22 protein-coding genes are annotated in these 21,690 nt (G+C 48.9%); 14 read left to right on the top strand and 8 right to left on the bottom strand.

The genetic code is table 11. The features are described from left to right. Nucleotides 1-15: 15 nt before the first annotated feature. The gene (locus BW931_RS05905; RefSeq protein WP_076570783.1) at nucleotides 16-720 is read right to left on the bottom strand and encodes a DsbA family oxidoreductase; all 705 of its coding nucleotides are present in this window, start codon (nucleotides 718-720) and stop codon (nucleotides 16-18) included. Nucleotides 721-845: 125 nt separating this feature from the next. Between BW931_RS05905 and BW931_RS05910 the strand changes: the two genes are divergently transcribed. The 5 genes from BW931_RS05910 to BW931_RS05930 all read left to right on the top strand — a co-directional run bounded on the left by BW931_RS05910 (nucleotide 846) and on the right by BW931_RS05930 (nucleotide 8,774). Then, the gene (locus BW931_RS05910) at nucleotides 846-1,517 is read left to right on the top strand and encodes a M15 family metallopeptidase (RefSeq protein WP_008586955.1); all 672 of its coding nucleotides are present in this window, start codon (nucleotides 846-848) and stop codon (nucleotides 1,515-1,517) included. 127 nt (nucleotides 1,518-1,644) lie between these two features. Continuing rightward, the gene (locus BW931_RS05915; RefSeq protein WP_076570786.1) at nucleotides 1,645-6,441 is read left to right on the top strand and encodes a 5'-nucleotidase C-terminal domain-containing protein; all 4,797 of its coding nucleotides are present in this window, start codon (nucleotides 1,645-1,647) and stop codon (nucleotides 6,439-6,441) included. A gap of 151 nt (nucleotides 6,442-6,592) precedes the next feature. Continuing rightward, nucleotides 6,593-6,778 (top strand): hypothetical protein, encoded by a 186-nt coding sequence (locus BW931_RS05920; RefSeq protein WP_008586958.1) that lies wholly within the window; start codon nucleotides 6,593-6,595, stop codon nucleotides 6,776-6,778. Between the two features lie 16 nt (nucleotides 6,779-6,794). Beyond that, nucleotides 6,795-7,100 (top strand): DUF4212 domain-containing protein, encoded by a 306-nt coding sequence (locus BW931_RS05925; protein WP_008586960.1) that lies wholly within the window; start codon nucleotides 6,795-6,797, stop codon nucleotides 7,098-7,100. 12 nt (nucleotides 7,101-7,112) lie between these two features. Beyond that, complete coding sequence (locus BW931_RS05930; RefSeq protein WP_076570788.1) at nucleotides 7,113-8,774, top strand: sodium:solute symporter family protein; 1,662 nt, start codon at nucleotides 7,113-7,115, stop codon at nucleotides 8,772-8,774. 132 nt (nucleotides 8,775-8,906) lie between these two features. Here the strand turns inward: BW931_RS05930 and BW931_RS13610 are convergent, their stop codons facing one another. The 3 genes from BW931_RS13610 to BW931_RS05940 are packed head-to-tail and all read right to left on the bottom strand — an operon-like array spanning nucleotide 8,907 to nucleotide 9,854. Further along, nucleotides 8,907-9,071, bottom strand: a complete 165-nt coding sequence (locus BW931_RS13610; protein WP_200802037.1) for a hypothetical protein — start codon at nucleotides 9,069-9,071, stop codon at nucleotides 8,907-8,909. Between the two features lie 16 nt (nucleotides 9,072-9,087). Continuing rightward, nucleotides 9,088-9,366: a hypothetical protein gene (locus tag BW931_RS05935; protein WP_076570791.1), complete on the bottom strand. Its 279-nt coding sequence runs from the start codon at nucleotides 9,364-9,366 to the stop codon at nucleotides 9,088-9,090. Nucleotides 9,367-9,404: 38 nt separating this feature from the next. Further along, complete coding sequence (locus BW931_RS05940) at nucleotides 9,405-9,854, bottom strand: helix-turn-helix transcriptional regulator (protein ID WP_076570793.1); 450 nt, start codon at nucleotides 9,852-9,854, stop codon at nucleotides 9,405-9,407. 158 nt (nucleotides 9,855-10,012) lie between these two features. Between BW931_RS05940 and BW931_RS05945 the strand changes: the two genes are divergently transcribed. Then, a complete protein-coding gene (locus BW931_RS05945; RefSeq protein ID WP_076570796.1) occupies nucleotides 10,013-10,513 on the top strand; it encodes a sigma-70 family RNA polymerase sigma factor in 501 nt (166 codons plus the stop codon). A gap of 23 nt (nucleotides 10,514-10,536) precedes the next feature. On the opposite strand, the gene thrB is transcribed toward BW931_RS05945, so the two are convergent. From thrB to BW931_RS05960, 3 genes are read right to left on the bottom strand one after another with little or no spacing between them, the layout of a single operon-like run. Beyond that, entirely contained in the window at nucleotides 10,537-11,460 is a 924-nt protein-coding gene (gene thrB, locus BW931_RS05950) for a homoserine kinase (protein WP_076570799.1), read from the bottom strand. Further along, the gene (gene thrC / locus BW931_RS05955; RefSeq protein ID WP_076570802.1) at nucleotides 11,453-12,511 is read right to left on the bottom strand and encodes a threonine synthase; all 1,059 of its coding nucleotides are present in this window, start codon (nucleotides 12,509-12,511) and stop codon (nucleotides 11,453-11,455) included. The genes thrB and thrC overlap by 8 nt, the downstream gene beginning before the upstream one ends. Further along, complete coding sequence (locus BW931_RS05960) at nucleotides 12,511-13,809, bottom strand: homoserine dehydrogenase (protein ID WP_076570804.1); 1,299 nt, start codon at nucleotides 13,807-13,809, stop codon at nucleotides 12,511-12,513. Before BW931_RS05960 ends, thrC begins: the two co-directional genes overlap by 1 nt. Nucleotides 13,810-14,082: 273 nt before the next feature. Between BW931_RS05960 and BW931_RS05965 the strand changes: the two genes are divergently transcribed. From BW931_RS05965 to BW931_RS05995, 7 genes are all read left to right on the top strand, one after another. Then, nucleotides 14,083-14,301, top strand: a complete 219-nt coding sequence (locus BW931_RS05965) for a hypothetical protein (RefSeq protein ID WP_008586975.1) — start codon at nucleotides 14,083-14,085, stop codon at nucleotides 14,299-14,301. Between the two features lie 60 nt (nucleotides 14,302-14,361). After that, a complete protein-coding gene (manA, locus tag BW931_RS05970; protein ID WP_076570806.1) occupies nucleotides 14,362-15,333 on the top strand; it encodes a mannose-6-phosphate isomerase, class I in 972 nt (323 codons plus the stop codon). 4 nt (nucleotides 15,334-15,337) lie between these two features. Beyond that, nucleotides 15,338-17,032, top strand: coding sequence for a phospho-sugar mutase (locus BW931_RS05975; RefSeq protein WP_076570808.1), 1,695 nt, complete (start codon nucleotides 15,338-15,340; stop codon nucleotides 17,030-17,032). 79 nt (nucleotides 17,033-17,111) lie between these two features. After that, nucleotides 17,112-17,567, top strand: a complete 456-nt coding sequence (locus BW931_RS05980; RefSeq protein ID WP_159435670.1) for an IDEAL domain-containing protein — start codon at nucleotides 17,112-17,114, stop codon at nucleotides 17,565-17,567. 252 nt (nucleotides 17,568-17,819) lie between these two features. Continuing rightward, nucleotides 17,820-18,059, top strand: coding sequence for a helix-turn-helix domain-containing protein (locus BW931_RS05985; protein WP_234972589.1), 240 nt, complete (start codon nucleotides 17,820-17,822; stop codon nucleotides 18,057-18,059). 18 nt (nucleotides 18,060-18,077) lie between these two features. Beyond that, a complete protein-coding gene (gene sinI, locus BW931_RS05990; RefSeq protein ID WP_076570813.1) occupies nucleotides 18,078-18,179 on the top strand; it encodes a DNA-binding anti-repressor SinI in 102 nt (33 codons plus the stop codon). 12 nt (nucleotides 18,180-18,191) lie between these two features. Then, a complete protein-coding gene (locus BW931_RS05995) occupies nucleotides 18,192-18,725 on the top strand; it encodes a hypothetical protein (protein WP_076570816.1) in 534 nt (177 codons plus the stop codon). Between the two features lie 71 nt (nucleotides 18,726-18,796). On the opposite strand, the gene BW931_RS06000 is transcribed toward BW931_RS05995, so the two are convergent. Then, nucleotides 18,797-20,260, bottom strand: coding sequence for an APC family permease (locus tag BW931_RS06000; protein WP_076570818.1), 1,464 nt, complete (start codon nucleotides 20,258-20,260; stop codon nucleotides 18,797-18,799). Nucleotides 20,261-20,572: 312 nt separating this feature from the next. Between BW931_RS06000 and BW931_RS06005 the strand changes: the two genes are divergently transcribed. Further along, complete coding sequence (locus BW931_RS06005) at nucleotides 20,573-21,628, top strand: glycosyltransferase family 4 protein (protein WP_076570820.1); 1,056 nt, start codon at nucleotides 20,573-20,575, stop codon at nucleotides 21,626-21,628. The last annotated feature ends 62 nt before the right edge of the window (nucleotides 21,629-21,690 follow it).

Raw genomic sequence — 21,690 nt, forward strand, 5'->3', positions numbered from 1 at the left:
TATTTATGAATAAAATCAGTCACAACCGTCTTCACTGCAGGTGCTGCCCTGCTTTGAATTGAGGCTGGTAAAGGCGGGAGTGCCGCGTTCTTCCTCCCACACCTGTTTCAGTGCATCTTCGAACGTTTCTTTCGGCTGAGCTCCGGATACCGCATATTTACGATTGATGACGAAGAAAGGAACGCCCTGGACACCAAGCTGATAGGCTTCACGCTCTTCCTCACGGACACTCTCTTCATAGTCATCCCCGTTCAGAATCTGTTCCACTTCTCCGGCAGGAAGTCCTGCCTCCACGGCCAGGTTGTACACGGTCTCGGAATCCCCGATATTTTTCCCTTCTGTAAGAGCGGCACTCAGAAAACGTTCGGTTACTGCATGACTTTTTCCCTGCTCTTCAGCGAATTTGGCTATACGATGAGCTTCGAACGTATTAGCAGGAATCATCTGATCGAACCGGAAATCGAGACCGACTGCTTTCGCCTGCTCTTCCATGGAAGAAGTCATTTCTTTCGTCTGTTCAAGCGACTGATTATATCTTTTTGCCAGTTTTTCGTGCATCACCGGTGTCGTCTCCGTTTTCGCATCCGGGTCCAGCTCAAAACTTTTGTATTGTATATCCACTTCGGCATCATCCGGAAGCGATTCTAAAGCCTCTTCCAGGCGACGCTTTCCGATGTAACAGAAAGGACACACGAAATCGGACCATATTTCTATTTTCATATTATCCACCTCAATTAATTGCATGATATCTTTCATTTTAAGATGCCGGATTAAAAAAATCCATTAATCTGATTACACGGAAGGGAAGTCCGTTTCGATTGTAAGGACAAAAGGGGGAATGATGTATGATAGTCAGTAAAAATGAGCTGGTAAGACGGAGTGTGAGGAACATGGGCAATGTCGATCATCGGATTGCCGTCTTTGGAAAGAAAATCATAGCCGCTGCGTACGATGAGGGTATTTGTGCTCAAATAACAGAAGGCCACCGTTCGTACCGGAGACAGGCGGAATTGTATGGTCAGGGACGTTCCTGGTATAGGTGGGACGGGCGGAATTACGGGAGCCGGGGAAGTATCGTCACACACGCAAGGCCCGGGCAGAGCATCCATAATTACGGACTTGCTATCGATTTCTGTCTGGTAGACAAAAGCGGACAACAGGCAATTTGGAGGGTGGATGAAAGCTGGAGGAGAGTGGCATCTATATCAAAAGACCTGGGCTTTACGTGGGGTGGAAATTGGAGAACCTTCAAGGACTATCCTCACCTGGAATGGACGCACGGGATGACGTGGAAGGATCTGGCTTCAGGACGGGGGCCTTTCGATTACCCGGGATTTCTGATCCGGAGGGGAAGCCGGGGCCGGAGAGTAAAACAGGTTCAGCTAGAACTCGGAACTGCGGCAGACGGCATTTTCGGACCTCTTACGGAGAAAGCGGCAGTTACATTTCAACAGAAAAACAACATTCAGGTTGATGGTATTATCGGACCACAAACGTGGAATAAATTTTACAATTGATCAGTTCATTCAGTTGTACGATTACAAATAATCAGTTTACAATTATTTATCAAAAAGTATACACAATATTACAGGACATCCTTTATAATAAGAATGCGTTTACATTTTTCACAAGGAGGAGACGCATTTGAATTATGTAAAAAGGTTGGCTCTCGGAATTGGAGCAGCAGCTATGGTTTTATCCCCCTACGCAAGCGTGGGGAAGGTTAATGCTGAAGAGACATCGGACTTATTGTTTTCTGAATATGTGGAAGGGAGCAGTTACAACAAGGCTCTCGAAATTTATAACGGGACAGGGGGACCGATCGACCTCTCTGATTACACAGTAGAGCTTTATTCGAACGGAAGTTCAAGTGCTTCGAGTGAATTGAAACTGGAAGGTACGCTTTCATCCGGAGATGTACACGTCATCGCGCATACGAGTGCCGGAGAGGAAGTGCTGGCTGAAGCGGATACGACAAACGGCGGAGTAACGAATTTTAACGGAAATGACCCGGTAGTTCTGAAGAAGAGCGGAAGTGTCGTCGATTCAATCGGGCAGACGGGAACGGATGCGGAGTTCGGTAAGGACGTGACTCTCGTCAGAAAGGAAAGTGTGACTGCCGGGGATACTGTTCCTGATGATGCGTTCAACGCATCCGGCGAATGGAATGCTTTCAGTAAAGATACGTTTGAACATCTCGGAAGCTACGAAGTGAAGCAGGAAGAGGCTGTCGAAAAAATCAGTGTCGCTGATGCGAGAGCAGCTTCCGAAGGAGAGACGGTACGTATTGAAGGTACGGTCACTGCTTCATTCACGGCAGGAGGACAGACGAATCTGTACGTCCAGGATGGAACAGGAGGCGTAATCCTGCGCGGCCCTTCCCTGAACGTTGAGCTCGGCACGAGTGTGGAAGCACAGGGAACACTTGCAGATTATTACGGCATGGCACAGATCGAAACGACGACGTCCATGCTTGAAGAAACCGGAACTCCCGGGGTGCCTGATGCTCAAACCGTCAGCAGCTCCGACATGAACGAAGATGTGGAAGGGGAACTCGTCCTGGCGGAAAACGTCACTGTTGAAAGCGTAAGCAGTGAAGGGGATTACACGCTGACGGATAACGAAGGTACTCTTTATTCCACTCCGAAAGAACAGGGACTCCTCCAGGTAGGTGATACATATGAACAGCTTACCGGCGTAGTCGACTACAGTTACGGAGAGTACAGAATAGTACCGAGAAATAAACGGGATGTCGTCACCGAAGTTTTTGCGGTTCAGGCTTCTGAAACTTCAGGTGACATTGTGGAAGGCAAAGAAGTGGAGCTGTACACGGCTGCCGAAAATTCGGAAATACGCTACACCACAGACGGTTCAGCTGCAGGATCTGACAGTACCCTGTACACGAAGCCTGTCGTGATAAATGAAGATACGACGTTGAAAGCGGTCGTAGTGAAAGAGGACGGTACCGTAAGTGATGAGAAAACATTCACCTACAGCGTCCTGCCGGCAGCCGACGACGTGGAGATTCATGATTTGCAGGGGGCCGGTCACACATCCCCGTATGAAGGGGCGGCAGTCAAAGGAGTAACGGGTGTTGTTACAAAACTTGATGGTTCCAATGGTTTCTATATGCAGTCCATGAATCCGGATGACGATATAAGCACTTCGGAAGGTATCTATGTTTATAAATCCGGCCACAGTGTGGAAGTCGGAGACGAACTGAAGGTTGACGGTAAAGTTACAGAGTGGAGAGAAGACGGCTACAGTGATGCCAACGATCTTCTTACGACCCAGATTTCTGCCGAAAAAATCGCGAAGGAGGCGTCCGGTTCCGAACTTCCGGATACGACAGTGATCGGGGAGGATCGTAAGCAGCCTACGGAGACGGTAGAAGATGACGGAATGACTTCTTTTGATCCGAAGACAGACGGTCTTGATTTCTATGAAAGTCTGGAAGGAATGCTTATTGAACTTCCGGACGCCACTGTCACCGGACCTGTGAAGTATGATGAACTTCCGGTGTACGTGGAAACGAGTGAAGATCAGACGTTTACGGATGTGGACGGACTACGTCTTACCGAAGAAGACATCAACCCTGAAAGAATGCTGATCGATGTAGACGGAAAAGGAATTCAGGCTAAAACCGGAGATTATTTCCAAGGCCCGATTACAGGCGTTGTGAATTACGATTACAGTAATTACAAAATACGCCCTGCCGGAGAATTTCCTGCTCTGTCTGACGGAGGAGCCGAAGAGGAATTCGGTACGATCAAAGGTTCGGAGTCCGAATTGTCAGTAGCTACGTACAACATGGAAAACTTCTCTCCGGAAACGAGTCCTGAGAAAACGGCAAGAATCGCTGAACAGATGGTGGAAAACATGAACGCACCCGATATCGTCGGGCTTGTCGAAGTGCAGGACAACAGTGGCAATGAAGACGACGGTACGGTGGACGGCAGCGAAAGCTATGAGACGTTGATAGCTGCCATAGAAGAAGCGGGCGGCCCGACTTATAACTATGCGGAAGTCGTTCCTGAAGACGGTCAGGACGGAGGTATTCCCGGTGGTAACATCCGCGTGGGAGTCATCTATAATCCGGATCGCGTATCGATGACGGAGAAACCTTCCGGAGACGCAACAACAGCGGTGGAGGTTACAGAAGACGGGCTTTCCCATAACCCTGCACGTATCGCTCCGCAGAACGAAGCGTGGAACGAATCACGGAAGCCGGTGGCTGCAGAATTCGAATTCAACGGCGAAAAAGTGATCGTCGTAACCAACCACTTCAACTCCAAAGGAGGAGATGGAGCGCCGTTCGGTTCGGAACATCCGTATGAGCTTGGAAGTGAGGAGCAGCGAATGAAGCAGGCTGCTGTGATCCGTGAATTCACGGAGAAAGCCGAAGCGGAAATGGACGATGCAAACGTTGTGATCATGGGGGATCTGAACGACTTCGAATTCTCCAATCCACTGGAGGAACTTGAGGGGGATGTATTGAACAACCTCATCGAAGACGTGGACCCTGAAGATCGCTACACGTACAACTATCAGGGGAACTCTCAGGTGCTCGATCATATACTTGCTACAGATGATTTATATGACGACTCCGAAATAGAAACCATTAATGTAAACTCGAACTTCGGTGTGGAAGACGGCCGAGCGAGTGACCATGATCCTGTGCTGGCCTCCTTCGAGATCGAACAGGAAAATAGTCATCCCGGCAAAGGGAACGGGCACGGAAAAGACAAAGACCATCCTGTATTCGATGAACATCCGGGCAAAGGAAATGGAAAAGGAAAAGATAAAGATAAAGATAAAGGTAAAGAACACCCGGTATTTGATGAACATCCGGGCAAAGGGAAAGACAAGGGTGAAGATCATCCGGGTAAAGGGAACGGGAAACACAAAAATAAAAAGCTGGACCTTGAGCTGATGCATACGAACGACACGCACGGCCATATAGGTAACATTGCAATAACGAAAACTGCAGTGGACAACTACAGAGAAAAATATCCGGAGGCTCTGCTCTTAAGCGGAGGAGATATTTTCTCCGGAACGCTGTATTTCCAGGAATTCCTGGGGCAGGCCGATCTGAAGTTCATGAATATGCTTGAGTATGACGCCATGAGTTTCGGTAACCATGAGTTTGATTTAGGTGACGGTGAAAATGGACATAAAGCTCTTCAGGAATTCATCGAAGGGGCAGACTTTCCATTTGTAGCTTCCAACGTGGATTTCTCGGCTGACCCGCTTTTCGATGAAGTGGACGAGACGGGAACGGTAACGGCCGAAGCTGAGGACGGGGAAATCTACAGCGGCATCACGAAAGAAGTTAAGGGCGAAAAAGTAGGCATTTTCGGTCTGACGACAGAAGAAACGAAAGATATTTCAAGTCCAAAAGACATTACTTTCTCCAACTATATTGAAGAAGCGGAAGCTATGGTGGAAGCTTTCGAAGACAGAGGCGTGAACAAAATAATCGCCCTCACTCACCTCGGTCTGGACGACACGGCGAAATATGATAACGATCTGATTCTTGCCGAAGAAGTGGACGGAATCGACGTAATTGTAGGAGGACATACGCATACGGAAATCACCGAGCCCCGTATTGTGGAAGATAAAGAGCCTACTGTCATCGTTCAGGCAGGAGAGTATAACAACAATCTCGGTACTCTTGAAGTTGAGTTCAACAAAAAAGGAGTCATCACCGGCTACGAGGGAGAACTCGTACCTCTTGAGGGTCTTGAAGAAGACGAAGAATTTGCCGAAGAACTGAAACCGTATACTGAGCAGATTGAAGCGATCCAGAAGGAAGAGATCGGCGTCACTGCCGAAATACCGTTGAACGGCGTCCGGGAAGACGTACGTACGAAGGAAACGAATCTCGGAAATCTGATCTCTGACGGTATGCTGTGGAAAGCGAAACAGATCAATCCCGAAACGCAGATTGCCGTATCCAACGGAGGAGGCATCCGCGCTTCCATCGATGAAGGTCCGATTACGCTCGGAGAAGTGCTGACGGTGATGCCTTTCGGTAACTCCCTCGGAATTATGAATATCCAGGGAGACGAATTCAGGGCTGCACTCGAACACAGCGTATCGACCGCCCCGAATCCGGGAGGGCAGTTCCTGCAGGTGTCAGGGATGAAGTTTGAGTATGACAGTACTAAACCTGTCGGAGAACGTGTAGTCAAAGCTGAAGTACTTCAGGATGACGGCACCTATGCTCCTCTTCAGGATAGCGAAATGTACTACGTCGCAAGTAACCTCTTCACGATTAAGGGAGGAGACGGTTACGGTATGTTTGAAACGGTATACAACGATCAAAGGGTAAGCGAGCCAGGCTTCGTGGATTACGACGTGTTCACACAGTATCTGCAGAGTCAGGGGAGCAGCGTTTCTCCCGAGACTGAAGGACGGATCGTGGATATCGGTAAGTAAAAGAGATGGAGAGTGACTTCCGGCATAGCCGGGAGTCACTTTTTTTTGTTAAAATATTGACATTTATGTGAACATCTAGTTAAATAATAGTTGGAATATTTAATGAATTTAGAAATTTCTGTTTTATTAAAATTACATAAGGAGGCGGGTCATGGTATTAGTTGCGGGGTTTGTGCTGCTTACGATCGTAAGCGTAGTACTCGGTCTTAAAAAAGGGAAGGCGCTTTATCTTACTTTTCCTTTTGTCGCTTTAGCGGGATTCGTGCTGATCAAAATCGCTATGGTTCCGCTCCCATTCTGGGAAACGGTCTCATTCATTTTCGATCTGAGAGATTAAAAGGGAGGGAAGTTATTTGAAGAAGATAGACAAGAAGACGGCCGACGCTTATTTTCGTACGCGGACTACACTGATCGTCATTTATCTTATTATAGGTTTCTGTGTCTCCTACGGAGTGGTGCTATTCGCAGAACCTTTATCGTCCATTACTTTCCTGAACATGCCGCTTCACTATTATATGGGGGCTCAGGGTGCCGTTTTGACGTTTATATTCCTGCTTTTTGTGAATGCAATTGTAAGCGATTTCGTAGACAGGAAATTCGGCCTGCTGGATCTGGATAAAGAAGAGGAAAACGAAAGCGGAAAAGCGGTCAATAAATAAGGGAGGGAAGGTATGGAAACTCAATTTTTAGTATCACTTACACTAATACTGGCAACATTTGCATTATACATAGGCATTGCAGTATTCAACACAGCAAAGAAGACGTCGGATTTTTATGTGGCGGACCGCGGGGTGCCCCCGGTGTTCAACGGGATGGCTATCGGAGCCGACTGGATGAGTGCGGCGTCGTTTATAGGTATGGCGGGTACCGTCATGCTGCTCGGCTACGATGGTCTGGCGTACATAATGGGATGGACGGGAGGGTACCTGCTGCTTACGTTTCTTCTCGCTCCTCAGCTCCGGAAATACGGAAGATATACGGTGCCGGAATTTATCGGGGACCGATACAAGAATGATACTGCACGGCTGATTGCAGCAGCAGCTACGATTATAATAAGTTTCACATACTCCGTCGGACAGCTCGCAGGCTCCGGTGTAGTAATCGGAAGGCTTCTGGAAGTGAACACGGCTGTCGGTACACTCGTCGGTGTGGTCCTTATCGCTTTTTATTCCGCCTTAGGAGGGATGAAAGGAATTACGTGGACGCAGGTGGCCCAGTACGTCGTTCTGATTGCCGCCTACGTCATACCGGTCGTATTTATGGCGCTCCAGCTGACTAACAATCCGCTTCCATGGATTTCCTACGGGGAAGTCGTTTCGGAGTTTACCACACTGGATCAGGAACTCGGTATCACCGAATATCTCGTACCTTTCACGGAAGGGACGAAATGGCAGTTCATCGCTCTCATGTTTACACTTATGGCCGGCACAGCGGGTCTCCCACACGTAATCACACGGTTCTTTACGGTAGCCACTATGAAAGCGGCCAGGTGGAGCGGTGCGTGGGCGCTCGTGTTCATCGGACTTCTTTACCTGTCCGCACCTGCCTACGCTGCCTTTTCCCGGTTCATTCTCATGACCCAGGTAGCCGGTTCACAAATCGATAATCTTCCTGCATGGACGCAGTCCTGGGTCGATACAGGACAGCTGTCGGTGGCCGATACGAGCGGGGATGGCACGCTTCAGTGGTCCGAGCTTGTCATCAGCGGAGACATCGTCGTGATGGCAACTCCGGAAATTGCGAACCTCGGCATATTCGTAATCGGGCTGATGGCAGCCGGAGCTATGGCTGCGGCACTGTCGACGGCCGGCGGACTGATGATTACGATATCGGCCGCACTCTCCCACGATATTTACTATCGTTCCATTAACCCGAAAGCGACAGATAGAAAGAGACTGGCAGTAGGACGCTGGTCCATCGTAATAGCGACAGTAGTAGCGGGACTGATTGCTCTGAATCCGCCGGGAGCTATTACCCAAATCGTAGCCTGGGCTTTTGCACTTGCCTCGGGAACCTTTTTCCCGGCCCTCGTTCTCGGAGTATGGTGGCGGCGGGCGAACGGCCCCGGAGTTGTTGCCGGGCTTCTCGTAGGTCTGACGGTGACGCTCACGTACATTTTCCTCGCTAAATTCGGAGGAATCACCCTGCTCGGCATCATCGACACAGGTGCAGGTATTTTCGGAGCTGCTGCCGGCTTCCTTACGAATATCATAGTATCCCTGTCGACGAAACCGCCGACTCAACAGACGGTGGAAGAAGTGACCGATCTCCGCTATCCGGAACAGCTTAAATATGAAAACGGAGAAGTATGGGTGAAGGAAAAAGCTGAATAGTGAAGGAGTCCCGTCCGATGCCAGCGTCAGACGGGACTTTTCTTATTCCTGTACCGCCGCGCCCGCCTTTTCCCGGGAAATAAAAAAATGCAGAGGATCTGTGCTCCTCTGCAGACTTTCGGCGTCCGGAAATCATTCTTCCGGATCTTTCTTTTTCTCTTTTACATAAAGATAGACGTTCAGAAGTATAAAAGCGATAGCTATAATCCCGCCTACAGTCGTAAGTTTCAAAAGGTCGGTAAATAGCCCGACCAGAAAGTAAACGAGAAAAAACAGTGCGAAACCTAAATAATACAAGACAATCCTTCCCCTTCTATAACGGATACATATAAAAGCGATAGACCGTGAATTCTTCTCCCTGCATAATATCATAAGCTTCTATATTTATCGACGAAAAAGTGAGACCGTCTTCCTGTTCGAATGCAAGCGTCATCAAATAATCCTTATCTTCAATAAGAGGGATGGGCTGAGGGTTGACGATTTCAATCACCCATTCGTAGGCGAATCTTTCTATGAAAGCATGTGTGAATTCGGTGCGCGTTCCATCGAACCACAAATTGACGATGGATACTAAATCGCGTTTTGATTGCATATGCTTTTCTCCTTCGATGTTGGTAGTATTAGTTTCCCTTAATCGGTGGAGAATGAAACATAAGAGGATAGTTTTTGACGAAGTTTTTTTCGTTCGCGGAGAACAGTGGATTTGGAGATGGCCAGCAGCGAAGCGATATCTTCCGTTGTGTAGCCTTCCATGGAGTAGGTGAAAATCTTTTCTTCTCTGTCATTGAAACCGGGATGGATGAAATAGTGGTCGATGTGGACGGAGGGGAGCCGTGGAGGTGTCGCCGTCAGAATCTCTTTGCGTCGTTTCGATTTGCGGAGAGCGGACTGGTAGTGGAATTTCAATTCCTGGTAGTAGTAAGTGGAGAATTTCGACCGGGAAGGGTTATAGTTACCGACGCATCTGTGGTAAACGAAGTAGGCATCCTGCCGTTCATCTTCATACGGCGGCGGCACGCGGAGGAGATGGAGCACATCCGTGATCATCGGATAATAGTCGGGGAACGGTTTTATATTCATAGTTCCCTCCTTTCATACCTATTATCTCCGTTTGCGGAAGGAAAAAGAAGAGAAATTTGAAAATTACAGGAGAAAATTCAATTTTTGTAAAAAATAATGACACCAAAACGCATTCTTACCACGATTATAAAGTAAGTAAAGAATAAGGATGTGATCACGTGTCACCGGAATCATTCGAAAAAATTGTACAAGATCATGAAAAAAGAATCCATTATTTCATTCATCACCTCGGCATCAGAGACGACGAAGGAGATTTCTATCAGGAAGGTCTGATCGCTTTGTGGAATGCCTGTACGACATACGTTGCCGGAAGAAGCGATTTTTCTACATATGTGAACTGGAAAATAAAGAACGCCCTCATCGATCAGATCAGACAGAGACAGCGGCATGCCGAAAAGGAAGAGCACTATCGCCACATGACCGGAAGGCCGGAAACCGAATACGTCCCCCGCGAAATGTTCGATGAAGAACTGTGGAAGGGTATCAGGGGAATGCTGACAGAGAACGAATGGAAATGGGTCACCCAGTTCATCATAGAAGATAAAGCGGTAGCCCAAATCGCCGTTAAAGAAAATGTGAGCCGGGATGCCGTGAAGAACTGGGGGAGGCATGCCAGACGTAAGTTGAAACATTTCCCTTTACTCATGGATGAAAAATAACAAAAAAGAAGCCCCCGGGCTGGTCAAGCCTCGGAAACTTCCTGATGGGCATGCACTTCCACCCGTACTCCCTCTGTATCTGTCCGCAACGACTCAAAATGAAGATGGGGAAACACGGATCTCAATTCTTCCACCTCTTTTTCTTCCAGTTCCTCGAACAGACCGATCATCGTAGGCCCGGCCCCGCTCACGTAAGTTCCGGCACTTCCGGCGGTTTTCAAAGCTTTTGAAACCGGCGCGAAGTCAGGGAGGAGGGGGCTGCGGTACACCTGGTGAAAACGGTCCTTCTCCATCATCTCCCCGGCAAGTTTCCAGTCATGCTGAGCAAGGGCCGCAACGAGAACATTGCCGGTACTGCTTGCATATACAGCTTCTTTGTAAGAAAAGTGTTTCGGAAGAAGATCTCTCGCTTCTTCCGTTTTCAGATGAAAATCAGGGACGACGGTCAGCCACTGCAGAGATTGGACGCCGTTCGTCAGCTTTACATATTTTGGAACGTCATAGTCATAGTGGGCGATAACGATACCACCGCAGATGGCAGGGGCAACGTTATCGGGATGCCCTTCGATTTTACAAGCTACTACGACTTTCTCCTGCTCGCTTAAGTCCAGACCGAGCAGCTGATTGGCGAGTTCAATGCCTGCGACGACCGCCGTAGAGGAACTACCGAGTCCGCGGGAGACCGGTACCTCGTTCGAAGAGGTGACGACGCACGGGGTGAGTTCTTTCTGTCCATATTCCCGGGCTGTGAAACTGGCCGCCTGATACACAAGGTTATCTGTACCCGCCGGTATGAATGCCCGGTCCGCTTCCGGTACGATGAAGTGCCAGGCATCAGACGGTTCACAGTGGAAGGAGGCATACTTCGTGAGAGCGATACCGACAGAATCAAAACCGGGGCCGAGGTTCGCGGAAGTAGCCGGTACTGTTATAGTGAAATTATTCATGATGTCCTCCTTTCAAAGCTTCCCTGAACGCCTGCAGGTCATTTTCGATGACTTTCGGCTTCAGTTCGCTAGTATCAATCGCTGTATTAGGATCTTTCAGCCCGTTACCGGTTAACACGTGGACGACAGTGGAACCTTTATTTATCCTTCCCTGTTCCAGTTTTTTGATTGTGCCTGCCAGAGAGGCACAGGAAGCGGGTTCCGCAAAGATTCCTTCTTTCTGGGCAAGCATGTGATAAGCCTGCAATATTTCTTCATCCGTCACTTTGTCGATCTCCCCGTCCGATTCTTCAACGACGGTATTTGCAGGTCCCCAGCTGGCGGGGTTTCCGATCCGGATGGCGGTCGCCACTGTTTCCGGCTGTTCATAAATGCGGTCATCCGTAATCGCGGCAGCACCGCTCGCTTCAAATCCGAACATCTTCGGAAGGCCGGTAGCATGTTTTTCATTATACTGCTTGAAACCGCGCCAGTATGCTGTAATGTTTCCGGCGTTTCCTACAGGGATGGACAGGTAATCCGGAGCTTTTCCAAGTGCATCACACACTTCGAAAGCGGCCGTCTTCTGCCCTTCGATCCGGTTCGGATTCAGGGAGTTGACGAGTGTAATGCCGTCTTCTTTAGCCACTTCTTTTACGATTTCCAGCGCCTGATCGAAATTACCTCTGATGGAGAAAATCTCCGCCCCGTACATGACAGCCTGGGCGAGTTTCCCTTCCGCTATTTTTCCGTCCGGTATTACGACGATACAGCGCAGATTCGCCCGGGCCGCAAAAGCTGCAGCAGAAGCGGACGTGTTCCCGGTGGAGGCGCAGATGACGGCCTCGGAACCATCTTCGATCGCTTTAGCCATCGCCATTACCATACCCCGGTCTTTGAAAGAACCGGTAGGGTTGGCGCCTTCCACTTTTACGTAAGCATCAATATCAAGATCCCGGGAGAGATTCTCAAGCCGGATGAAAGGAGTGTCCCCTTCATTTAATGTAAGTGCCGGTGTAGCGTCGGTCACCGGCAGCGAATCTCTGTAATGGTGAAGTAAGCCATGCCACATCAGTCGTCTCCTCCTTCCACGCGAAATACACTGTCGACGGAACGGACGGAAGCGGCCTGTTCCAGTGCTTCCATCGCTTTTTCAAAAGCTTCTTCGTTCACGGAATGGGTGATCATCATCAGTTCGCGCTCTTCCCGGGAATCGGAAGGCTGCTGGATAATCTGGTCGAAAGAAATATCTTTGTCGGCAAAAATCCGGGTGATTTCCAGCAGAATACCCGGCTGATCGAGGACGTGCAGCCGTATATATTTCTTCGAGTACGTTTTCGCTTTCGGTTTCAGGAGCCGATCGTGCTGCGGGTGGACGTAGTTGTTTCCATTGGTGCCGAGCCGTATATTTTTCACGACGGCGATCAGATCGGAAACGATAGCTGTAGCCGTAGGCCCTTTACCTGCGCCCGGACCGTAAAACATCGTTTCGCCTACGGCATCTCCGTAGACGTACACCGCGTTATACTCGTCATTTACCGAAGAGAGCGGATGCACCTTCGGAAGCAGGGAAGGCTCGACGCTGAGCGTGATCCCTTTCTCATCGTGTTCTGCGATACCGATCAGTTTAATTGTGTACCCGAGCTTATCTGCGTAAGTGATGTCCGATGTGGACATACCGCGTATACCTTTCAGCTTGACGTCGCTCAGTCTCGTCGGCATGGAGAATCCGAGTATGGAAAGAATCGTCATCTTTCTCGCTGCATCCAGACCGTCCACATCCGCCGTCGGATCCGCTTCGGCGAAGCCGAGTTCCTGTGCTTCCTTCAGTACGTCATCAAAGTCGGAACCGTCCTGACTCATTTTTGTCAGAATATAGTTCGTCGTTCCGTTGACGATTCCCATCATTTTCCGGATGTTGTCTGAGGAGAGGCCGTCGACGATGGAGCGGATAATCGGAATACCGCCGGCTACGCTCGCTTCGTAATAAAGGTCCGTTCCGTTACGGACGGCCGCATCGAAAAGGATTTCCCCGTGTTCCGCAACGAGATCTTTGTTGGCGGAGACGATATGTTTTTTATTTTCAATCGCCTCGAGAAGTACGTTCAGCGTATGTTCCACGCCTCCCATAACTTCCACTATCACATCGATTTCAGGATCTTTCGTTATATCTTCGTAGTCCGTTGTGAGCTGAACGGCTTCGCCCGGAAGGTCTCTGGTTTTATGGATATCGTGGACGAGAGCCCTGGTGACTTTCACTTCACATCCCGTTTTATGTTTAATACTTTCCTTATTGGTGTGTAAAATTTCGATGACACCTGTGCCGACGGTGCCGAGGCCCAACAGGCCTACCTTTATTGTATCTTTCATATCATCACTCCCTGTCCACTTCTGGAATACATTAATGTTTATATAATGGACATTGTACATGAATAGAAAGAGGGCTACAAGATAAGTAATCTAAATATTTGCGCGGAAAACGCTTTCTTAGTTGAGAAAAATATGAATAATACGAAAAAAAGATTGTAAAAGGCATAATTACCTATATAATTGTTACAGGACGGTAAAAATGGTAATTCATTTTACACACACTCCCTGGCTCCGTTTATACCGCTCCGCAATTATATACAGGAGTTGAAGTGGATGAACTTGCGTGAATTTATCGATACTTGCGCCGTCTCTATTGACGTATTGATTTACAGGCTTGGTGTTCAGGGGCATTACGAAGTGTTTTTCAGTGAAGCGAAGAAAATAGCCGAACAGGAATATACGGAAAACCCCGGTATTGAAATGAACACACTGATGTCGAAAATACATACGCACTACCTGGAAATGCTAGATGCTTCTTTACAGAAGAGATGAAATTAGCCGGCGGATGCCGGCTTTTTTTGTTATAATGGAGGAAAATAAAGGTGGGATCAGATGTATAAAGAGCCGATAATGATTGCCCCTCTTTTCAAGGAAAGAATATGGGGAGGGACAAAGCTCAAAGATATGTACGGGTATGCTCTTCCATCCGAAAAAATCGGGGAATGCTGGGCGATTTCAGGGCATGAGAACGGGACAAACGAAATCAGGAACGGTCCGCTCGCGGGCACTACGCTTAAACAGGCGTGGGAGAATCACAGGGAACTGTTCGCCGGAGAAGAGGGAGAAGAGTTTCCGCTTCTTACAAAAATTCTCGATGCCAATGATAAGCTGTCCGTCCAGGTGCACCCGGACGATACATACGCTAAAGAAAAAGAGAATAAAACTTACGGAAAGACGGAATGTTGGTACGTCATCGATGCCGAGGAAGGTGCTCAGATCGTTTTTGGCCATCACGCGGATAACGAAGAGGAGTTTACGCAAAGGATAGAGAACGGGGAGTGGGAAGAATTGCTCCGGTACGTGAACGTACAGGCGGGTGATTTTTTCTACGTACCGAGCGGCACGATCCATGCTATCGGAGCAGGAGTGAGGATCCTCGAAACGCAGCAGAACTCGGATATCACGTACCGGGTGTACGACTACGACCGGAGAGATGGGGATGGGGAAAAGCGGGAGCTGCACCTGGAGAAATCCATCGAAGTTGCAAAGATTCCGCACGAAGACCCCGTCACGGAACGGACGGAGAGTATAGTGAAAGGGATGAAGCGGGAGCATTTGATCAGTGAACAGTATTTTTCCGTAGAACACTGGGACGTGCACGGCTCCACCGAAGAGATCGTGAACCCTTCCTATCTGCTGCTCAGTCTTCTGGACGGAGATATGCTAGTGCGGACCGAAGGAGAGTCGTACCCGGTACGAAAGGGAGACCACTTCATCATCCCGGCCACGGTCGATTCTTTTTCACTGGAAGGAACGGGAAAGCTTATCGTATCCCATTCCAACAAAGAAAAATCAGGAGGTTGATACAATGGACTGGAAGAAGGAACTGAACAGATGGAAAGAGGAAGAAAATATAGATGGATCGCTGAAAGAACAGCTGGAACTTCTCGATGAAGCCGAGCTGGAAGATGCATTCTACAAAGAGCTGGAGTTCGGTACCGGAGGGATGAGAGGGAAACTCGGTCCCGGCACGAACCGGATGAACGTTTATACGGTCCGGAAAGCGGCGAAAGGGCTGGCGGAATACGTAAAGAATAAAAAAGGTGACAGTATCGTCATCGCCTATGATTCCAGATACCTCTCCGAAACGTTTGCGGTGGAAACAGCACGGGTGGCCGGAGCTGAAGGTGTGAAAGCCTACGTCTTCTCCTCGCTCAGACCCACTCCCGAACTGTCTTTTGCCGTCCGTCATCTGGGAGCGGATGCAGGTGTTGTCATTACTGCGAGTCACAATCCTCCGGAGTATAACGGGTTCAAAGTATACAACGAAGACGGGGGACAGCTGCCACCGGCCGAGGCGGAGAAGATGATTACACTCGTTCAGAAGGTCGAGAACGAACTGGAAGTGGACACGGAAGAAGCGGGAACGCTCGAAGAAAAAGGTCTTCTCGCGTGGGTGGATACGGATGTGGATGAAGCTTACCTGGAAGCTGTGCAGGGCATCCGTCTGTCGGATGATATAGATAAAGATATGTCGATCATTTTCACACCGCTGCACGGTACTGCGCATCCTCTCGTTACGGACAGCCTGAAGCGGGCCGGATTTACGAACGTCAGTCTCGTGGAGGCTCAGGCGGAGCCGGACCCTGAATTTTCGACGGTGGCCTCCCCGAACCCGGAAGAAACCCAGGCTTTTACTCTCGCCATGGAAAAGGGCCAAAAGACAGGAGCGGAGCTGCTCATAGCTACGGACCCGGACGCGGATCGTGTGGGGCTGGCCGTGCCGGGAGAGGACGGAGAGTACCGTGTGCTGAACGGAAATCAGACGGGCGCTCTTATGCTCGACTACATTCTTTCACAGAACGAAGAGCTTCCGGATAATAAGATCATGATCAAAACGATCGTAACCTCCGAAATGGGAAGAGCTATCGCTTCGAAATACGGAGCCAGGACCCTCGATACACTTACGGGTTTCAAATTCATCGGTGAAAAAATCCGTGAATTTGAGGCCTCGGGAGAAGCGACGTTCGCATTCGGTTATGAAGAAAGTTACGGGTATCTCGTCAGCAGCTTCGTCAGGGACAAGGATGCCGTCCAGGCTTCCCTGATGGGAGCTGAGATGGCGGCTCACTGGAAAAAGAAAGGATACACCCTTCTCGAAGCGCTCGAGGAGCTTTATAAAGAACACGGCTATTATATAGAAGGAATGGACTCCCTCAAACTCGAAGGTCGCGCCGGTACGGAAAAAATTGCGAGAATCGTCGACAGTTTCCGGGAAACGGAGCTTAAAAAGGCGGGAGGTCTCGAGGTTCTGGCCACCGAAGACTACCAGTCGTCCGAACGTATTTTTGCGGATGGTACGAAAGAAACGATCCATCTCCCGAAATCGAACGTCGTGAAGTTTATTCTTGAAGAGGACAGCTGGTTCTGCCTTCGTCCTTCCGGCACGGAGCCGAAACTCAAATGCTACTACGGCGTGAAGTCCCGGGACCGGGAGGAAAGTGAGGAACTGCTTGAAGCATTGCGGGCGGAAGTTTCCGAAAAATGGCATGCAGTAAATTAAAACGCTTTCATTCATCTGGATTTTAAGGTAAAATGAGGTAATATACAGAAAATTCAGAATGAATGGGGTGGGAGTAATGATGCAACTTGAACATTTACAGCCTTATGCGATTATTGAAGACGGGCCGTTTCTTCGGATTATATTCGATCATTCCTATGTCACTCTGAATGTCGATGAAGAAACGTATCAGTTTATCCCCTCGGAGTCCTGTGAAATTTTCATCAACAAGGATCTGAATAAAGTGCACAACCTTTTCGACGTCTTCACTTTCGAAAGCGGCAAAGAAGTCCTTCACGTCACGGTCATCGATCTGATGCATATGAAGGAATTCCGGAGCGAACTTTACGGAATCATCCATTCCTTTTACGAAAAGCGTACGACGATTCCGGCAGCGGCAGTACAGGAAGTTCTACAGGAGCTGGAAAGGGAGAACATTCTCCGGCTCATCGACCGCGCAATAGACGAAGGGGAAGAGGCGGCTTTTGTGGAACTGACGAACAGATTATCGGAATATGAGGGGAAAGTGGAAGAATAGCGATGGCCTGTATGCATACAATCTCCGGGAGGCACTCTGAACCAGCAGGGTGTCTCTTTTTGTGTTTTTGTTCTTTTAAAAGAATGAAAGTAGTTTATAATGTAAAAGTTTATAAATGAACGCAAAGAAGAGAAATAATGAGTAAAACGTTTGAAAAATGGCGGAAACGACGGAATTCGACTCTTTCTATTTTCCTTCCGAGAGCATATACTGAAAATACAAATTCGTTATAAAGAACAATGTGAATGGAGGATGGAATATGTGACGACTATCGGGGAAAGGATTCGCGTGCTCAGACTCGGCAGAGGGCTTTCAGTGAGTGAACTGGCCAAACGTTCCGGGGTTTCGAAATCATATATCAGTAATATTGAACGCGGCGTGCAGAAGAACCCTTCCTATATCGTGATGAGCAAGCTGTCCAAATCTCTTCATGTACCTTTGGAAGATTTAATTTCGCGCACCGGTAATTCTTCGGACGAAGAAGCTAAATAACAGGGAGGCCTGCAATCCATGGAGAAGGTGGCACGAGATTGGATAGAGCTGCTGCAGGAAGCCAAAGATCTCGGTTTAACTCTTGAAGAAGTGAAGAGGTTCCTTGAAACCTGTGAGTGAAAGGAGATGCCGATGGGCGGAAAAACTGTTTTCAAAAGAAGCGCGGTCCAGTCGAATATTGTTGCACATATTGCTCCCGCCCGTCCCGGATCAGGGCCTCCATTAAGAGATATAAATCCGGTCGTCACATCGTTTTCCCAACTCCGGGTGGTAAAGGAAGCGGGGAGTACTGGTGCAGATGTCATGAAGAAAGTAGCCGGAGACTATTCGCCGCTTTCCTACCTTCAGGCGGCGATATGCTATCATCTGCTGAATCCTCATCCGGGCATGGAGAGCAATTCAGTGATAGACGAGTCCTATGTCGAAGTGCTCCGGAGCTTCGACCTCTGGCCTTTCGGTGATATCGCAAGAAGCCTCAACCCTCTATTTTTCCGTGACTCCCTGGATCATCCCGTCGTAGTTTTTTTTACGTATCATCGTGCCGCCAGAGAGACGATAGTGAAACACGTGCACCGCTTCAACCGCGAAGGCTACAGTTTAAAATACGGAAGCCGGACGTGGGCGGTCCACAACAGAAGTCAGCTGTCGTTGAAAAGGATCAAATAGTCCGGGTGGCCGGATTCGAATTATAGAAAAAGGTTCTGCTCCCGTCGAGACAGGAACAGAACCTTTTTCTATTACACTTCTTCTTTTTCCAGAATGAGATAATTCATATCTTTCTCAGCTATATCGTTATAACGTTTCTGATTGGCAAAGTAGAAGACGATACCAAGCAGAATCCATACTCCGAGAGCTATATAAGATTCCCGGCCGAGCGACGAAGGCATCGGTGGGAAGAGAAGCAGTACAAGAAAGCCGATGGAGCTGATCAGTCCGAGCAGGGAAAAGACCTTCCTTACCGGAGATACGAGAGCTTTCGGATTTTTCTTTTTGCCGCTTTCCGACCAGGCGAAATATTTATAAGCGGTAGCCGTACAGAAAAAGTAGGCGATCGCGACACCTGTCGAGGACATATCCACTACCCACAGCAGTGCTTCACGGCCGAACCACGGAGCAATCAGGCAGATAAGCATAGTGAAAGCGACACCGACATAAGGGGTGTTATATTTCGGGTGCAGCTTGCGGAATACATTCGGTAAAATGCGGGCCCGGCCCATGGCGAAAGTAAGACGGCTCGATGAAATCATGAAACCGTTCAGACCTGTGAAAATACCCATGGAAACAGCGGCTGCAATGATGAAGACGCCGAGACGTCCCATATAGCTTTCGATGGCGTGACCGACACCCCACTCGATATTCTGAGCGTTGATGACGTTGTTAAGTTCCTGCCACGGCATAGTGCTGGCGGTGATCAGAATCATCGCCGAGTAGGCAAGACCGGCTGCCAGAAGCGACCAGATAATGAGAGCGAATGCTTTCTTCGGACTGAAGTCGAATTCTTCCGCCGCCTGAGGGATGTTGTCGAAACCGACGTAGGCGAACGGAGCGAGAGCAAGAATGGTCAGAATCGAGACGATCATGGACTGATCAGGCTTGAAAGCCGGTGTGGCGTTCGATAGCGAAGGCCCTTCCGTAAAAATAGCTCCGAGACCGAGCAGCACGATTCCCGTAATCAGCACCATAGCGAATATAAATTGCACGTTTCCTGAAAATTTGGCGCCGCGTATGTTCATAAGACCGAAAATAATGATGGCAAGACTCGATAACAGAATCTGCATAATCGACACGTCATATCCGGCCACCGTATACAAAGTACCTATCGTCATGAAGTCCGGAAACAGGAACTTGGCCAGAAGTGACAGAGCCGACGCATTCAAAGCTACGATACACATATATCCGAGCGTAAGAAACCAGCCGGCGAGAAATGCGAATTTTCTCCCGAATCCTATGTAGGCGTATGCGAATTCCCCGCCTGTAACCGGGAACTTTTCAATCAGATATCCGTAACTTACTCCGATAATCATCATAAGGATGGCACCCAGCAGAATACCTATGATTACCCCGAGCGGTCCGGCATCACCCATCCAGTCCGGCGGCAGGATGAACGCCCCCCAGCCGATAGCCGAGCCGAATGCAATCGCCCAGACCCAGTGAGGCTTCAGTGATCTTTCTAATTTCTTCCTGTCTTCTTCTATACCCATAAGGTTAAAATCCTCCTAGAAACTTTTCCCAGCGAGACACAGCCGGGTTTATTTAACCACCATACCTCATTGTAAACAAAGTTAAACAAATGAAAAGTGATTTATGAATGTTTTTTAAATCGAAGGAAGGGCTCAATGCTCTTCCGGACGGGACCGGGGCAGTGTGAGAAACTGGGGCGAAATGTTTATTATTCCAGAAACCTTTTCTTCCGGAAGCAGCTATGTGATATAATCTTTGTAGTTTGTGAAAAAAGTAATTTGTTACGTATATCATCAAAGATGTAAGGGACAGATATAAAGAGGAGGATCTCCATGGAGTACCAGGCGTTGTTAGTCTGTTTTATCGCGGCGATAATAGTGACACCGCTGGTAAAAAAACTGGCTGTTTATATAGGGGCCACCGATAAACCGGACCCGAGAAAGGTCCATAAAGTACTGATGCCGCGTCTCGGCGGTCTGGCCATCTTTATCAGCTTCATTATCGGATACTTCCTGTTCATGCCTCCGACCCCTATTTTCTGGCCCGTTTTGTTCGGAGCTGCGATCATTATCATCACCGGGGTGTGGGACGATCTTCGGGAACTGTCGGCGAAGTGGAAGCTGGCAGGGCAGATTCTCGCTGCGGCCGTCGTCGTATATGCCGGAGAGGGCGTCGTCGTAACGTTCGTGAATATCCCGTTTACGGATAATACGCTCGAGTTCGGTATGTTCAGTGAAATCATTACGATGATCTGGATTATCGCCATCACTAATGCCATCAATCTCATCGACGGACTGGACGGCCTTGCTGCCGGAGTGTCGTCCATCGCACTTCTTACCATTTCCGGGATGGCGATTACGATGGGGAACGTGTTCGTCGTATTCGCAGGGCTGATGATGCTCGGAAGTACGGTCGGATTCCTTATCTACAACTTCTACCCGGCAAAGATATTTATGGGAGATACGGGAGCGCTGTTCCTCGGTTTCATGATCAGTGTACTTTCCCTGCTCGGGTTCAAAAACGTCACTTTGTTTTCGTTTGTCATTCCGGTGATCATACTCGGTGTGCCGATATCCGACACGGTATTCGCCATCGTCCGCCGGAAGCTGCAGAACAGGCCGATGTCAGCTCCGGACAAGTCCCACCTGCACCATAATCTGCTGAACCTCGGCTACAGTCATCCGGAAACGGTACTGGTCATCTATACGATAAGTGCGCTTTTCAGCCTGGCTGCCGTCGTGTTTTCGCAGGCGACGCTGTACGGTGCACTGCTGGTTATCGGTTTTCTCATTCTGATGCTTGAGCTGCTGGTGGAGTTCACCGGGTTGATCGGCAAAGACTATCGGCCGATTTTGAATCTGTTCAAAAATCAGCGTTCAAAAAAATAGAATAACTGTTAAAAGCCCCCGCTGGAAACCGGATGATAATCTCCGTTTTTCAGCGGGGGCTT

Source organism: Salimicrobium salexigens (assembly GCF_900156705.1).
Classification (GTDB): Bacteria; Bacillota; Bacilli; order Bacillales; family Halobacillaceae; genus Salimicrobium; species Salimicrobium album.

Bases quoted from the DNA above. Each gene is read 5' to 3' on its own strand.
- BW931_RS05905 (WP_076570783.1), bottom strand. From the start codon at position 720: ATGAAAATAGAAATATGGTCCGATTTCGTGTGTCCTTTCTGTTACATC.
- BW931_RS05910 (WP_008586955.1), top strand. From the start codon at position 846: ATGATAGTCAGTAAAAATGAGCTGGTAAGACGGAGTGTGAGGAACATG.
- BW931_RS05920 (WP_008586958.1), top strand. From the start codon at position 6,593: ATGGTATTAGTTGCGGGGTTTGTGCTGCTTACGATCGTAAGCGTAGTA.
- BW931_RS05930 (WP_076570788.1), top strand. From the start codon at position 7,113: ATGGAAACTCAATTTTTAGTATCACTTACACTAATACTGGCAACATTT.
- BW931_RS05935 (WP_076570791.1), bottom strand. From the start codon at position 9,366: ATGCAATCAAAACGCGATTTAGTATCCATCGTCAATTTGTGGTTCGAT.
- BW931_RS05940 (WP_076570793.1), bottom strand. From the start codon at position 9,854: ATGAATATAAAACCGTTCCCCGACTATTATCCGATGATCACGGATGTG.
- thrB (WP_076570799.1), bottom strand. From the start codon at position 11,460: ATGAATAATTTCACTATAACAGTACCGGCTACTTCCGCGAACCTCGGC.
- thrC (WP_076570802.1), bottom strand. From the start codon at position 12,511: ATGTGGCATGGCTTACTTCACCATTACAGAGATTCGCTGCCGGTGACC.
- BW931_RS05960 (WP_076570804.1), bottom strand. From the start codon at position 13,809: ATGAAAGATACAATAAAGGTAGGCCTGTTGGGCCTCGGCACCGTCGGC.
- BW931_RS05965 (WP_008586975.1), top strand. From the start codon at position 14,083: ATGAACTTGCGTGAATTTATCGATACTTGCGCCGTCTCTATTGACGTA.
- manA (WP_076570806.1), top strand. From the start codon at position 14,362: ATGTATAAAGAGCCGATAATGATTGCCCCTCTTTTCAAGGAAAGAATA.
- BW931_RS05975 (WP_076570808.1), top strand. From the start codon at position 15,338: ATGGACTGGAAGAAGGAACTGAACAGATGGAAAGAGGAAGAAAATATA.
- BW931_RS05980 (WP_159435670.1), top strand. From the start codon at position 17,112: ATGCAACTTGAACATTTACAGCCTTATGCGATTATTGAAGACGGGCCG.
- BW931_RS05985 (WP_234972589.1), top strand. From the start codon at position 17,820: ATGGAATATGTGACGACTATCGGGGAAAGGATTCGCGTGCTCAGACTC.
- sinI (WP_076570813.1), top strand. From the start codon at position 18,078: ATGGAGAAGGTGGCACGAGATTGGATAGAGCTGCTGCAGGAAGCCAAA.
- BW931_RS05995 (WP_076570816.1), top strand. From the start codon at position 18,192: ATGGGCGGAAAAACTGTTTTCAAAAGAAGCGCGGTCCAGTCGAATATT.
- BW931_RS06000 (WP_076570818.1), bottom strand. From the start codon at position 20,260: ATGGGTATAGAAGAAGACAGGAAGAAATTAGAAAGATCACTGAAGCCT.
- BW931_RS06005 (WP_076570820.1), top strand. From the start codon at position 20,573: ATGGAGTACCAGGCGTTGTTAGTCTGTTTTATCGCGGCGATAATAGTG.